General features: G+C 65.1%; 11 protein-coding genes. 9 read left to right on the top strand and 2 right to left on the bottom strand.

Going from position 1 to position 14,437, the window contains the following annotated elements:
• Positions 1-364: 364 nt before the first annotated feature.
• Together NUH19_RS06025 and lepB are read left to right on the top strand one after the other, a co-directional pair.
• On the top strand, positions 365-1,753 hold the full coding sequence (locus NUH19_RS06025) for an MATE family efflux transporter (RefSeq protein WP_262315652.1): 1,389 nt from the start codon (positions 365-367) through the stop codon (positions 1,751-1,753).
• Positions 1,750-2,358 carry a signal peptidase I gene (lepB, locus tag NUH19_RS06030; RefSeq protein WP_262315653.1) on the top strand — a complete coding sequence of 203 codons (609 nt, stop codon included), beginning with the start codon at positions 1,750-1,752 and terminating at the stop codon, positions 2,356-2,358. Before NUH19_RS06025 ends, lepB begins: the two co-directional genes overlap by 4 nt.
• Before the next feature lie 74 nt (positions 2,359-2,432).
• Here the strand turns inward: lepB and NUH19_RS06035 are convergent, their stop codons facing one another.
• Complete coding sequence (locus tag NUH19_RS06035) at positions 2,433-3,350, bottom strand: aldo/keto reductase (RefSeq protein WP_262315654.1); 918 nt, start codon at positions 3,348-3,350, stop codon at positions 2,433-2,435.
• A gap of 279 nt (positions 3,351-3,629) precedes the next feature.
• Here NUH19_RS06035 and NUH19_RS06040 point away from each other — a divergent pair, with 279 nt between their 5' ends.
• The 4 genes from NUH19_RS06040 (at position 3,630) to NUH19_RS06055 (ending at position 9,681) form a co-directional block, all read left to right on the top strand.
• Positions 3,630-5,159, top strand: a complete 1,530-nt coding sequence (locus NUH19_RS06040; RefSeq protein WP_262315655.1) for a Ppx/GppA phosphatase family protein — start codon at positions 3,630-3,632, stop codon at positions 5,157-5,159.
• Complete coding sequence (locus NUH19_RS06045) at positions 5,159-7,333, top strand: RNA degradosome polyphosphate kinase (RefSeq protein ID WP_262315656.1); 2,175 nt, start codon at positions 5,159-5,161, stop codon at positions 7,331-7,333. The genes NUH19_RS06040 and NUH19_RS06045 overlap by 1 nt, the downstream gene beginning before the upstream one ends.
• The gene (locus NUH19_RS06050) at positions 7,330-8,259 is read left to right on the top strand and encodes a Ppx/GppA family phosphatase (RefSeq protein ID WP_262315657.1); all 930 of its coding nucleotides are present in this window, start codon (positions 7,330-7,332) and stop codon (positions 8,257-8,259) included. The genes NUH19_RS06045 and NUH19_RS06050 overlap by 4 nt, the downstream gene beginning before the upstream one ends.
• Before the next feature lie 441 nt (positions 8,260-8,700).
• Positions 8,701-9,681 (top strand): DUF1002 domain-containing protein, encoded by a 981-nt coding sequence (locus NUH19_RS06055; protein ID WP_262315658.1) that lies wholly within the window; start codon positions 8,701-8,703, stop codon positions 9,679-9,681.
• Between the two features lie 106 nt (positions 9,682-9,787).
• On the opposite strand, the gene NUH19_RS06060 is transcribed toward NUH19_RS06055, so the two are convergent.
• On the bottom strand, positions 9,788-10,315 hold the full coding sequence (locus tag NUH19_RS06060; RefSeq protein ID WP_262315659.1) for a dihydrofolate reductase family protein: 528 nt from the start codon (positions 10,313-10,315) through the stop codon (positions 9,788-9,790).
• Positions 10,316-10,452: 137 nt separating this feature from the next.
• Here NUH19_RS06060 and NUH19_RS06065 point away from each other — a divergent pair, with 137 nt between their 5' ends.
• The 3 genes from NUH19_RS06065 (at position 10,453) to NUH19_RS06075 (ending at position 14,405) form a co-directional block, all read left to right on the top strand.
• Entirely contained in the window at positions 10,453-11,895 is a 1,443-nt protein-coding gene (locus tag NUH19_RS06065; RefSeq protein ID WP_262315660.1) for a M20/M25/M40 family metallo-hydrolase, read from the top strand.
• Between the two features lie 117 nt (positions 11,896-12,012).
• Positions 12,013-12,999 carry a glycosylasparaginase gene (locus NUH19_RS06070; RefSeq protein WP_262315661.1) on the top strand — a complete coding sequence of 329 codons (987 nt, stop codon included), beginning with the start codon at positions 12,013-12,015 and terminating at the stop codon, positions 12,997-12,999.
• A gap of 146 nt (positions 13,000-13,145) precedes the next feature.
• On the top strand, positions 13,146-14,405 hold the full coding sequence (locus tag NUH19_RS06075) for a PTS transporter subunit EIIC (protein WP_262315662.1): 1,260 nt from the start codon (positions 13,146-13,148) through the stop codon (positions 14,403-14,405).
• Positions 14,406-14,437: the final 32 nt, after the last annotated feature.

Genomic DNA, 14,437 nt, shown 5'->3' on the forward strand with positions numbered 1-14,437 from the left:
CCCGTGGTCGGCTGACGGAAGCCCTCGCCCGGAATCGGTAGATTTCGGGCGAGGGCTTTTTGCGACGCTACCGAGCGACCGGCAACTGCGACGCTACCGGCTTGGTCGGTGCAGCGCTGCACATACTGCCTGGCCGCTTCTCGGCGACCTAGACCACCGCGGCCGCCGGCGGTCGCGCCTTGGCGCCCCCGCCGCCGAGTCGGCCCTTGCCGGCAGCGCCACCAACCGCCAGGCCCCGGCGACAATTGCAATCTTTTTGGCGGCAGGGGGTCCCTTGGTTCGGTCAAGTGTGATAAGGTGTACCGAGAATCGAATCTTTCGGGCGAGGCAGGACCTCGCGACGTCACACACAGGAGGGCAAGCGTTGCGTACTTTGACCAAGGGGAACCCCCTTAAGCTGGTATTCTTCTTCACCATTCCGCTGCTGATTGGGAACGTCTTTCAGCAGCTTTACAGTTTCATGGACGCCTTGATCGTCGGCCGCACCATCGGCAAGGCGGCGCTGGCCGCGGTCGGCGCGACCGGCAGCGTCAACTTCCTGATCATCGGCTTTGCCCAGGGGACCACGGCGGGGCTGTCGGTGCTGACGGCGCAGGCGTACGGGGCCAGGGACGCCAAGGGGGTGCGAAAAAGTTTCGGCACCAGCGTTTGGATCACGCTTGGCATCTCTTTGATCCTGACCGTGCTGGCCGCCGGGCTGACCCGCCCGATTCTGACCCTGATGCAGACGCCGCCGGAGATTTTGAACGATTCGGTGGCCTTCATCCGGGTGATTTTCTACGGCATCATCGCGGCGATGGCGTTCAACCTGCTGTCCAACATGATGCGGGCCCTCGGTGACTCGCGAACGCCCTTGTTCTTTTTGATCATCGCGACCATCATCAACATCGCGCTGGAGTTCCTGTTCATCCTGGGCTTTCACTGGGGCGTGGCCGGCGCCGGCTGGGCGACGGTGACGGCGCAGGTGGTCTCGGCCATCCTGTGCTGGATCTACATTAAGAAGAAAATCCCGATGCTGAACCTGCGGCGCGAGGACCTCGCCATCGACTGGCACGAGATCAAGCACCACCTGGTGGTCGGGCTACCGATGGGCTTTTCCATGTCGATCATCGCCATCGGCTCCGTCATCCTGCAGGTGATGCTCAACACCTTGGGCACTAACGCCGTGGCGGCCTACACCGCGGCGGGGCGGATCGATCAGCTCGCCACGCTGCCGGCGTCGTCCTTCGGGGTGGCGATGGCGACCTACGCGGCCCAGAACCTCGGGGCCCGGGAGTACGGCCGCATCCGCCAGGGCGTCCACCAGACGCTGGCCCTGAACGTCGGCATTTCCGCGGCCCTCGGGGCGTTGATCATCGTCTTCGGCAAGCCCTTGGTCAACCTGTTTCTCGGGCCGAACCAGCCGGCGGTCACGGCGCTTGCGCAGACCTACTTCCACTACAACGCCAGCATGTACTGGCTGCTCGCGATTCTGTTCACGATGCGCAACCTGCTGCAGGGGCTGGGCCACACGCTGGTGCCGACGGTCGCCGGGTTCTTCGAGCTGGCGATGCGGGCCTTCGCCGGCATCGTGCTGGTCGGCCAGTTCGGCTTCGCCGGCGCCTCGATGGCCAACCCGCTGGCCTGGATCGGCTCCGTCTGCGTGTTGATCACCATGTACTTCCGCACGATGCGAACCATTAGGCAAAAAGAGGACGCGCAGCGCGGGGCCTTGGAAGCGGGTCTGGATGACCACCCCGAGGCGCGACCGTGACGGATAAGAAGACCTGGCGGCAGCTGATTGCCCTTTTGCGCCTGATGGGGGCCCTGATTTTGGTCACCCTGGTGATTCTGGGCGGCCAGGCGCTGCTGGGCCTGTGGTTCACCAACAACGTGATCGATGGCACCTCGATGGAGCCAACGCTGCACCCCGGCGATCGCGTGGTGGCGGTGCGTCGCGCCAGCGTGACGCGCAACGACATCGTCATTTTGCACGGGCCGGATGACCCGGACCGCACCTACATCAAGCGGGTGATCGGCCTGCCCGGCGACTTCGTCTGGGTCAAAAACGAGCGGCTGTACATCAACGGCCAGCAGGTCGCCCAGCCCTACCTGAAGCCCAAGTTCATGGCCGCCTCGGTGCGGCTTTGGGCCAAGCAGCAGCACGTGACCACCAGCGGCCACTTCACCGATGACTTCACGCTGGCCACCCTCAAGGCGACCCACCGCGCTACCGTGCCGGCGGGATCCTACTTCGTGATGGGCGACAACCGCCGCGTGTCCTACGACAGCCGCAACTTCGGCTTCGTGGACCGGGCCGGCATCATCGGCGTGGTCAAGTGGCGCTACTGGCCGCTGAGCAAGGCGCAGACGTGGTGAGACGGCGCCGAGCCAATGACACCAAAAAAAGAGCCTCAGCGTGAGCTGAGACTCTTTTTTGCGCGGTGCAGCGATCAAGGCAGGTCGTTGCCGGCCGCGAAGTACAGGTCGTACCACTCTTGCGCCTGGAGCCGGATGTTGCCGGCCTCGGCGATTTCCTGGATGCGGTGGGCGTTGGTGGTGCCGGCGATCACCTGGGTGCCCGGGACCCGAATCAGCCAGGCGGAGGCAATCGCGTTCTTGTTGGTGTGGTAGGCGTCGGCGAGCGCCTGCAGCTTGGCGTTGAGCTTCGGGAACTTCGGCGAGTCGATGAAGACGCCCTCGAAGAACCCGTACTGGTAAGGGCTCCAAGCCTGAATCGTCATGTTGTGAAGACGGCTGTACTCGAGGATGCCGCCGTCGTGGTCGAGCGAGCGGTCATCGGTCATGTTGACGTGGATGCCCGAGTCGATCATGCCGGTGTGCATCAGGGAGAACTGGAGCTGGTTGGCGACCAACGGCTGGCTCACGGCCGACTTCAGCAGCTCGATCTGGCTTGGGTTGCAGTTGGACACGCCAAAGCTACGGACCTTGCCGCTGTTGTGCAGTTCATCGAAGGCGGAAGCGACCGCCTCCGGTTCGAACAAGGCGTCCGGCCGGTGCAACAGCAGCACGTCCAGGTAGTCGACGCCGAGGCGCTTCAGGCTGCCGTCGACGGCCTCGATGATGTGGTCGTGGGACCAGTCGTAGCGCTGGCCTGACACGATGCCGGCCTTGCTTTGAACGATGACGTCCTCGCGCTTGAAGTTGGCGTTCTTCAGCGCCTGGCCGAACAAGGTCTCGGACTTGCCGTCGCCATAGATGTCGGCGTTGTCAAAGAAGTTGATGCCGGCATCGTGGGACGCTTCCAGCAGGTTGGTGGCGCCGGCCAAGTCGAGGCCGGTGATGCGCATCACGCCCAGCGCGATGGCGGATACCTTCAGGCCGCTTTGGCCCAGGTCGATCATTTTCATAAGTTATCACCTCGCGGCTAGCGTAGCACAACGTGAAAACGGGTGCAAGACTGCCGCGACGCAGGTTGCGGCGCCGGCCGCAAAAGTTGTGATGCCCCGACCACTCAACTCGCCCGGAGGTCAGGTTCGGCCGCGACCGGGCCGAACGCGGCCGCGACTCGGCGACCGGCAGTGGCCGCGCGACCGCCGGTGGTCGCCCAGCGGCGCCGGGCGGCACCTAGGGCCGACGCGCGGTGGCAATGCGTGGTAGAATGGCTTTAGTTAGATAGGAGGGGCAATATGGCAGCGACTGAGCAGGGCTTTGTGGTGATTGGCGCCCAAAGCACACTTTTTAGCATCACGAACCTTCGCACCATGGAGACAATCGAGCGGGGGCAGTACCCGGTGGCGATCGGCGAGGACATTTTCGCCACGCACCAGATCGAACCGGACACCGTCGACACCTTGGTGGCCGCCTTGGCCGCCATCGCGCGGGTCTTCGCCGATTACGGCGTGACCAAGCTTTCGGTGGTCGGCTCGCACAGCTTCTACGAGGCGCATAACGCGCAGTTCGTGCGGGATCAGATTCTCAGCCGCACCGGCTGGCAGCTGCAGCCCCTGACGCTGTCGCAGGAGTCGTTCTACCGCACCCAGGCGGTGCTGGCGAAGTTCCCGAACTTTTCGGCGGTGACCCAGGACGGGACGCTGTTGATCGACATCTCCAGCGGCTCGGTGGAGCTGACCGCCTTCACGCAAGGCGAGTTCGGCTTCTCGCGCAACCTGTCGATCGGACCGCTGCGCGTGTTCGAGGTGATGAGCGACCTGCAGCGCAGTGTGCCCAATTACGTGGCCGTGATGCGCGATTACATCGATTCGCGGCTGGTCGACTTCATGCGCCTGTTGCCCAAGGACATTCACTACCCGAACCTGGTGCTGATGGGCAGCGCCTTGTCGATGTTTGAAACCCTGATTCCCACCGGCGACGTGACGGTTGAAACCGACTCGGAAGGGCTGGCCTTGATCTACCACGAGGTCACCCACGCCTCCGATCAATACCTGAGCGACCAGTACGACCTGACGCCGACGCAGACGGCGCAGGTGCTGCCGACGGTGCTTTTGGTCTACCGCCTGGTGCAGGTGCTCAAGTCGTCTCGGCTGTGGATCTCCAACCTCAAGCTGATCGATGGGCTGGAGATCAACACCGCCGTCGCCGCCAACAGCCCGGCGGTGACCATCGACCCGACCAAGGAAATTCTGATCTCGGCCCAAAACCTGTCGGAGCGTTACCAGGTCGACATCAAGCACCGCGACTCGACGGTGACCTTCGCCCTGCAGCTGTTCGACCGGCTGCGGCGCCTCCACGGGCTGGGGCGGCGCGAGCGGCTATTGCTGCAGATTGCGGCGACGGTCAACGACATCGGCAGCTACGTCGACACCCACAAGCACTACGAGCACTCCGATTACATCATTCAGGCCTCCGAGCTGATGGGGCTGACCGCCGCCGAGCAGCGCATGGTCGCGACCATCGCGCGGTACCACTCGAGCGACACGCCGCAGACCGACCTGTCGGATCTGCGCGAGCTCAACTCGAGGCGGCGGCTGGTGATCGCCAAGCTCTCGGCGCTTTTGCGGGTGGCCGATTCGCTGGACGCCTCCCGCCAGCAGAAAATTCAAAAGATCCGCGTGTCGGTGCAGCCGACGCGGGTGCTTTTGTCGGCCACGGCCAACGACGACGTGGCGCTTGAGAAGTGGACGCTGCGGCGTAAGGGGCAGTTCTTCGCCGCGGTGTTCGGGCTGCCAATCGAACTGAAAGGAAGGACGCGCGTCTAATGGCAAAGCAAGCGACTTACACCGACCCCAAGTACTACACCAACCGGGAGCTGTCCTGGCTGGCCTTCAACGACCGGGTGCTGGAAGAGGCCCGGGACCACAACAACCCGCTGCTGGAGCGGGTGCGGTTTTTGGGCATCACCCAAAGCAACCTGGACGAGTTCTTCAACGTCCGGGTCGCCTCGCTGCGCAAAATGGTCGCGGTGGCCTACAACACGCCGGACGCCGCGGGGATGACCCCGGCGACGCAGCTGCAGCACATCGCCAAGGCCGCCCACGCGATGGTGGAAAAGCAGTACACCACCTGGTCGCGGTCCCTGGTGCCCAAGCTCGAGGAGCTGGGGATTCGCCTGAAGACCTTCGCCGAGCTCGCGCCCAAGCAACACGAGTTCGTCTCCGAGTACTTCCACCAGGAGCTGTACCCGGTGCTGACCCCGATGGGCGTCGACCCGACGCGGCCGTTCCCCTTCCTGGCCAACAACTCGCTGAACCTGGCGATTCGCCTGCAGCGGCCGGACGGCGATGACGACAAGGCGCGGGGCTTTGCGACCGTGCAGGTGCCGGATGTCTTCCCGCGGGTGCTGCGGCTGCCGGCTGCCGAGAATGATTTCATTTTGCTCGAAGACGTCGTGCAGGCCTACGTCGGCGAGCTGTTCGTCGGCGCCACGGTGCAGGAAACCGCGGTTTTTCGCGTCACCCGCGACATGGATCTGGACGTGGCCGAAGAGGACGCGTCGGACCTGATGAAGGAGATTCAGTCGCAGCTCAAAAAGCGCCAGCGCGGCAAGGTGATGCGGCTTGAAATCGACGCGGGGATGAGCAAGTACCTGCGCAAGCACCTCGAAAAGGGCCTGGAGGTTCGCGCCGCCGCCGATGTCTACGAGATCAAGGGCCCAATCGACCTGAACGTGATGAGCAAGCTCGTCAAGCAGGTGCAGGGCCACCCCGACCTGCTGTTCTCGCCGTTCACGCCGTACGTCGACCGCAAGCTGATCGAGGGCAACATCTTCGAGGCGATCGCCAAGCGCGACATCCTGGTGCAGCACCCCTACGACGCCTTCACGCCGGTGGTCGAGTTCATCCACCAGGCGGCGACGGACCCGCAGGTGCTGGCGGTGAAAATGACGCTGTACCGCGTGTCCTCCAAGTCACCGATCATCCGCTACCTCAAGCAGGCCGCCGAAAACGGCAAGCAGGTCACGGTCTTGGTCGAGCTGAAGGCGAGATTCGACGAGGAGAACAACGTCCACTGGGCCCAAGAGCTGGAACGCGCCGGCTGCCACGTGATCTACGGGCTGGTCGGGCTCAAGACCCACAGCAAGCTGGCTTTGGTGGTGCGGCGCGAGGAAACCGGCATCCGCCGCTATATGCACATGGCGACCGGTAACTACAACGACGTGACGGCCAACGTCTACACCGACCTCGGGCTGTTCACGGCCAACGCCGAAATGGGCGCAGACGCCTCGAACATTTTCAACATGCTGTCGGGCTTCTCCGAACCCGCCTACTTCAACCAGCTGGTGATCGCACCCTTGGGCATCCGCGACTTTCTCTACGAGCGGATCGAAGAGGAGTGCCAAAACGCCAAGGCCGGCCGGCCGGCGCTGATTCGGATGAAGATGAACTCGCTGTCGGACGCCGGCATGATCGCCGCCTTGTACCGGGCGGCGGCCTGCGGGGTCAAAATCGAGCTAATCGTTCGCGGCATTACCAATCTCAAGGTCGGCATCCCCGGTGTCTCCGAAAACATCGAGGTTCACTCGATCGTCGGCCGCTACCTCGAGCACTCGCGCATCTATTATTTTTACGCCGGCGGGGCCGAGAACCTGTACCTGAGCTCGGCCGACCTGATGAAGCGCAACCTGTCGCGGCGCGTCGAGCTGCTGTTCCCGATTCTGCAGCCGGACATCCATCAGCGCGTCTGCGACATTTTCGACACGCTGTGGGCCGACAACGTCAAGACCCGGGTGCTGATGCCGGACGATTCGTGGGAGCGCATCGACCTGCGCGGCCAGACCAAGCAAAACGCCCAGGCGACCTTCATGGCGGAGGCCGTGGCCAAGACCATCAAGGAGGCCAAGGCCGAAGACGCCGCCGAAAAGGTCGGCGACGTCCAAAACACCCGGCGCTTCACGCCGATGCAGGCGCCGGACAGTGAGGAGGAAGACGAATGAGGCATTACGGTGTGATCGACCTGGGCTCCAACTCGGCCCGGCTGTCGGTGTGGGCCTTGGACCAGGACGCGGCGCCGCGGCAGGTCCTGAAGCTCAAGGAAATGGTGCGGCTGTCCGAGGGCATGGGGCAGACCTTGACCCTGCAGCCGGCGGCCATCGCCCGGACGCTTGCGGCCCTCAAGCGGTTCGTGGCGGCCGCCTCGGCCTACCCGGACCTGACGCTTGAGGCCTTCGCGACGGCGGCCACTCGCCAGGCGGTCAACCAAAAGGACTTCCTGCGCCAGGTGCAGCAGGCCTGCAACCTGACCATCACGGTGATTCCCGGCACCCGCGAGGCGGAGCTCGATTACCTCGGCGTGATCAACACGCTGCCGATTCAAAACGCCTTGATCATGGACACCGGTGGCGCGTCAACGGAGCTGGTGCTGGTGCAAAACCGCAAGCTGCAGCACCGCATCTCGCTGCCGGTCGGCTCGGTCAACCTGACGGAGCGGTACCTGAACCACAACCTGATCACGGCGGCGGAGCTGTTCGCCCTGATCTCCGAGTTCAACCGGGTCCTCAACTCGATCTGGTGGCTGAGAAAGGCGCTGAACCTGCCGGTGGTCGCCCTCGGCGGCTCCAACCGCACCCTGGCCAAGATTCAGCGGCGCAAGGAGCAGGCGGTCAACTTCGAGGACATTCACGGCTACCGCATGGCGACCAGCGCCGCCAACACCATTTTCGAAGACATTCTGACCAAGGACCTGGAGGGGCGCAAGGCGATTCCCGGCCTGGCCAAGGAACGCGCCGACATCATCGTCGGCGGCCTGATTCCGGTGATCACCATGATTCGCTACCTGGACTCCGACCGCCTGACCTTCTCCCAAAACGGCCTGCGCGAAGGCGCCTTGTACGCCTACCTCAACGCGCATGAGCAGGGTTAGGCAGTATCTGAAAATCCGGGCTCCGGCCCGAACGGAGGATCACTGCTACGGCTCCGGGCCGGGGCGGCGGAACGCGTGGGGCTCTCCTGAGCCCGTTCCGGTCTCAGGACCCGCCCTTCCTGTAAGCCGGCAAGTACGGCCGACTAACAGGAATTTCACGCTGGCTCGCCCCGGCCCTACGCCGTAGCAATGGTGGTCCCAAGCCTCCGCCCTCCCTAGTGGTAACGCCACTAATAAGTGGTATGCCAAGGCTAAATACAGGCTGGTTTTATTTTTAGATACGACCCAACGCAAGCACGACCGAAGCAGCGGCTCCCGCCTGGGGGCCGCTGCTTTGGCGTCACAATCGAGAAGTTTTGGTTAAGTCCCGGGGCCAATCGCGGCGCATTCGCGGCGAGTCTGCTACACTGAGCTAAACAGACTGAGATTGGAGCGTTCAGCATGAAAAAATGGCTCATCACACTAACGGCGGTGGCGGCCCTGGCCACCGCGGCGGTGGCGGCTGCCAAGCCGGTTCGCGCCGCCGAAAGCTTTCAGCCGGTGGCGACGCTTGGCACCAGCCTGACGACGGATCAAAAGAGCGGGACGCTCAGCACCCTGAAAGGCGCCGCCGGCCTGGACACGGTGAACGAGCTGACCGTGACCGGCGACACCCTGGTCAAGTACCTGAACCCGTCCGGCTCAAGCTTCACCAGTGCCAGCGGCGTGTGGTCCAGCGCCTTGGTGCAAAAGACCAGCGACGGTGGCATCAACGTCAAAATCGTGCCGTACAACAACGTCAATAACATCACGACCATCACCGCCGACCAGTACCGCAACGCGGCCCTGACCGCCGGGGTGACCAACGCGAACCTGTACATCACCAGTGCCGTCAAGATCGACGGCTCCGGGGCCTTGGCCGGCGTTTACGCCGCGTTCGCCCAAAACGGCCAAACCCTGAACGCCAGCCAGATTGACGCGGCGCAAAGCGAGGTCAACACGCTGTCGGGCATCACCGCCGAGAACAAGGACAAGGACGGCTACACCGACAAGCAGCTCAACAACGCCGTCGCCGGCATGAAGAAGGACATGGCCAGCCAAAGCAACAGCGGCGAGCAGACCCTGTCGCAGAATCAGATCGGCAACATCGTCGATTCGCAGCTCAAGGTCAACAACCTGACCAACATCATCAACAACAACCAACGCACGCAGATCATCAACCTGCTGGTCAAGATTCAAAGCTCCGGCGCCTTGAAGTCCAGCGACTTCAAGGCCCAGGCCCAAAAGCTCGCGACCAGCATTCAGGACTCGGCCAAGAGCCTGTTTTCCAAGCTGTCCAGCCTGAACACCCAGGAGAACCGCAACTTCTTGCAGAAGGTCTGGGACTCCATCGTGTCGTTCTTCAAGGCGATCGCCGACTGGGTCACCGGCTTGTTCAACTGAGACGCAAAAATCGCACCGTCGCCCGACAAGGGCGGCGGTGCGATTTTTACGTTGTGGGTTGAATTGGTGCCAGCGGCAGGGTGGGCCCCAACCGCGCCACGGTGTGCTAGTCCAGCGCGTAGGTCAGGGTGACGAACTGGTCGTGCTGAACGGCGTTGGTCAGCCGCAGCGGCACGTCGGCCAGGTTCGTCGACACCAGGCTGACCCCGGAGCCGAGCAGCACCGGTGCGACGGTGATGATCAGCTCATCGATCAGCTTTTCCTTCAGCAGGTCGGTGAAAATGTCGGCGCCACCGACCAGCCAGATGTCCTTGCCCTTCTTGGCCTTGAGCTGCCGCACGAACTGCGGAATGTTCCCGGCCACGACCGAGGTCGGGTCGTCGGTGTCGTGCAGCGTGGTGGAGAAGACGTAACTTTCCTTGTCTTGGTACGGGTAGACCCCGGCCAGCCGCAGCGCCCGCTGGTAGGTCTTGCGGCCCATCAAAACGGTGTCGATTGTCTGGTAGAAGTCTTGGTAGGCTTGGTCGGCCGCGCTTGAGTTCAGCTTGCTCAGGAAGCTGGTGGAACCGTCTTCCTCGGCGATGAAACCGTCTAAGCTCTCAGATAAATACAGGATCACTTTTCGTTCAGTCATTCTGCCACCCTCTTTTCGTTGATACGTTCATTATATCACAGAGGAAAGCGCTAACACGGCCGAATGTGAAAGTTTATGAGCGCTTGCCAATTCGGGGCCGGTCCCGCTAGAATGGACAAGACAACGGAGGTGCGAACATGATCGATTGGACAGCATTGGATGCGGCCGTCACGCGGCGGCTGCCGGAGTTCGCGGCGGACCTTGCGGCGCTGATCGCGGTGCCGAGCAGCGCCGGCGAGCCGGCGCCCCACGCGCCGTTCGGCCAGGCCCCACGGCGGGTGCTGGACGTGGCCTGCGAGCTGGCGACGGCCGCCGGCTTCTCGGCTCGGGTGGTCGCAGACGCGGCCGCCGAGGTGACCTGGGGGCCGACGGTCGCGGCCCCGGCAGCCCAAGCACCGGCCGCAGCAGCGGGTGACCCAGGGGCGGCGGGGGCCGCGCCGGCGACTCCGGCCGGGCTCGCGGCCGGGACCTCAGGCGGGACCGAACCGCCAGCCACCGTCGCGGCCCCGGCGACTGATGGTGGAATCGGCCTATTCGGCCACCTGGACGTGGTGGCGGCGGGGGCGGACTGGCACAGCGACCCGTTTGTGCTGACCGAACGCGCCGGGCGCTACTACGGCCGCGGGGTTTTGGACAACAAGGGGCCGGCCTGGGCCTGTTTCTTTGCCATGCGGCTGCTCAAGGACGCCGGCTTCACGCCGCGGCGGCGGGTGCGGCTGGTGCTGGGGTCGGACGAGGAAAGCGGGAGCCGCGACATGCCGCGGTACCTGGCGGCGGCAGGGGCACCGGCGTTCGGCTGGACCCCGGACTGCAAGTTTCCGGTGGTTTACGGCGAACGCGGCATCGTCAACTACCGCATCGACACGCCGATCGTTGACGGCAGCCTGGCCGCGCTGACCGCCTTGAGCGGCGACACCGACCGCGGCCACGTGCCGGCGGTGATGCGTGCGACCGTGGCCGGGCAGCTGCTTGAGGCTCACGGCCACCGGTCGCCGAGCAACGCCCCGGAGCTCGGCGACAACGCGCTGACTAAGCTGGCACAGGCGGTGGCCCCGGTGGCCGCCGGGCAGCTTGCCGCCTACTGCGGCTGGCTGGGTGGCCTGCACGGCAAGCACCACGGTGAGGGGCTTGGCATCGTTTTTCACGACGTCGCCAGCGGCAGCCTGATTCAGACGCCGTACAACCTGACCCTCACGGCGACGGGGCTGGCGCTTGAGCTGGCGGTTCGGTACCCGGTCAGCGTCACCGAGTCGCAGGTCACGGCTGGGCTGGCCGCGGCGGTGCCGACCGGCAGCCGCGTGACCGTGACCCGGTCGCTGCCCGGCACCCGCCACGACCCGCTGGATCCGCGCATTCAGGCGCTGTCTGCGGCCTACGCGGCGGTGACTGGCAGTACCGCGGCGCCGGTCACCACCACCGGTGCGACTTACGCCCGGGCGGTGCCCAACATCGTCGCGTTCGGCCCGTCTTTCCCGGGGCAAAAAGGCATCGCCCACAAGGAAGACGAGTGGCTGGCCAAGGCCGACTTGATCGCCTGCGTTCGCATTTACGCTCGGGCCTTGGCCGCGGTCAGCGGCTGACGGGGTCGCGCAACCGGCCGTGGGCTGCCCGGCTCACCGGCGGCCCGGTCGGCGACCGCAAACTTGGCGGCGCGAGCGGCGGCGGTGCATAATAGGTGTAACTGGTAAACAGAAAGGATGACGCACATGACTTGGGGAACGATTGCAACGTGGCGGATGGCACATGAAGGCGTGGTCAAGGCCAGCGAGCTGCTGGCGCAAGACGCAAGCGCCGGCGACGCGGTGGAGGCCTTGATCAACCTGGTGGAGGCCTACCCTTACTACAAAAGCGTGGGCTTCGGCGGCCTGCCCAACGAGGAAGGCGTCGTCGAAATGGACGCGGCCTTCATGGACGGCGATACGCTGGCGCAAGGCGCCGTGGCCGGCATTCACAACGTGATGCACGCCGTGTCCGTCGCCCGGGCGTTGAGCGCCGAGCATTACAACAGTTTTCGCGTCGGTGCCGGGGCGACCAAGTTCGCCCAGCTGCAGGGCTTTGAGATGACCAACATGCTGACGCCTCGCGCCAAGCAGGTCTGGCTCAACCGCCTGGCCGAGATGCGCGACCAAGACCTCAACCCCTACGACGGCCACGACACGGTCGGCGCCATCACGCTGAACAAGCAGGGCTCGATGGCCGCGGCCACGTCGACTTCGGGCCTGTTCATGAAAAAGGCCGGCCGGGTGGGGGACTCGCCGCTGTCCGGCTCCGGCTACTACGTCGATTCGACCATCGGCGGCGCGGCGGCCACCGGCTTGGGCGAGGACATCATGAAGGGCTGCTTGGCCTACGAAATCGTCCGGCGCATGGGTGAGGGGCAGACCCCGCAGCAGGCCTGCGATGCGGCGGTGTATCCGTTCATCGAAAAACTCCGCCGCCGCTACGGCAAGGCCGGCGAGTTCTCGCTGATCGCGATGAACCACCAAGGCGAGTGGGGCGTGGCGACCAACGTCGAGTTCACCTTCAGCGTGGCGACGCAGGGCAACCCGGCGCGGATCCTGCTGGCCAACCCCGGGCCCGACCAGACCACGACGATCGAACCGATCACGCAGGACTGGCTGGACGCCTACGAAAAGCGGATCAAGGCGCCGGTGCCGGGTTTGGCCGACCCAGCGCGGAACTGATGCCGAGGGCCTGACGCCGCGCAAAACCGCGCGACCGGTGCCGCTCGTGCCGCGGCGCGGGTGAATGCGGCGCCGTTTTGCGTCACGCGGCGCTTGCAGAAGCGGCCGCGGCGTGGCCCACCACGACAAGACTTTGGAGAACGCAGATGATGGAGAAACTTGAGAAGCGGCTGGCGCCGCTGGGCGGTGTCGCCGATTGGCTGGTGCTGCGCTCGTTGCGAGACGGCCTGGCGGCGGTGGTGCCGTGGGTTGCGACCCTGTCCTTGGTGCTGCTGGTGGTCAACCTGCCGCTGCCGGGGTGGGACGCCTTTTGGCAGCAGCTGCTGGGGCCGGCCTGGCACGAGTGGGCCAACGTGGCGATGCACGGCGCCAGCACCCTGATGGGCCTGGCGCTGGCCGTGGCGGTCGGTGCTAGCCACGCGCGAAACCGCGGGTTGCGGCCGGCGGTCGGCGCGGTGGCCGGTGGCTTGGCCCTGACGATTCTGACGCTGCCGGCGAAGCTGACCACCTGGGACGCCGCCGCCCAGGCCCAGGGTCTGGGCACCGGTGGTCTGTTTTTCGGTATTCTGGTCGGGCTGGCGGCGGCTGAGGCGCTGGCCTGGCTGAGCCGCCACCCGTGGCCGCGCCGGCTGCCGGCCGCGGTGCCGCCGGCCGTCGCGCAGTCTTTGAGCGAGTTGGTGCCGGGGGTGGTGCTGGTTGCTTTTTGCGCGGCGCTGCGGGTGGCCGCCGACGCGTGGTGGCCGCCCTTGGCCCGGTTGGCTGACACTTGGGTGCAAGGGCCGCTGCTGGCCCTGGCCGACACCATGCCGGCGCAGCTGCTGTACACTGGGTTGTCCAGCCTGCTGTGGAGCCTGGGCATCAACGGGCCGGCTGTGGTCAATGCCGTGTGGTCGCCGCTTGGGCTGGGCCTGAGCCTGGACAACCTGCAGGCCTTTGCCGCCGGGCTGCCGCTGCCGCACATCTACACCCAGTCGTTCATCGACTTCTTCACCACGTACGGCGGCGGCGGCTCCACGCTGTCGCTATCGCTGGTGCTGTTGGGGGTTGGCAACGCCGAGCTGCGTCGCACCGGCCGGCTCGCGCTGGCCCCGGGGGTGTTTGGCATCAACGAGCCGCTGCTGTTCGGGCTGCCGATCGTGCTGGAGCCAATGCTGGCCGTGCCGTTCGTGCTGGTGCCGCTGCTCAACGTCGTCGTGTCCGGCGCCGCCTTTAACCTCGGCTGGGTGCCGCGGCCCAACGGGGTGATGCTGCCCTGGACCACGCCGCCCTTGGTTTCCGGGTGGCTAGCGACTGGCTCCTGGCGCGGTGCCGCCCTGCAGCTGCTCGAGCTTGCGCTGGGTGCCGCCGTGTACGCGCCGTTCGTGCGGCGGCTGGCGAACCGGCGAGCGGCCACCGGCGGGAGGTGAGCGCAAGCCTTGGGCCCGGGCCGCAACTCTGG

Origin of the sequence: Lacticaseibacillus parakribbianus (assembly GCF_025490915.1) — a bacterium.
In the GTDB taxonomy this organism is placed as follows: Bacteria; Bacillota; Bacilli; order Lactobacillales; family Lactobacillaceae; genus Lacticaseibacillus; species Lacticaseibacillus parakribbianus.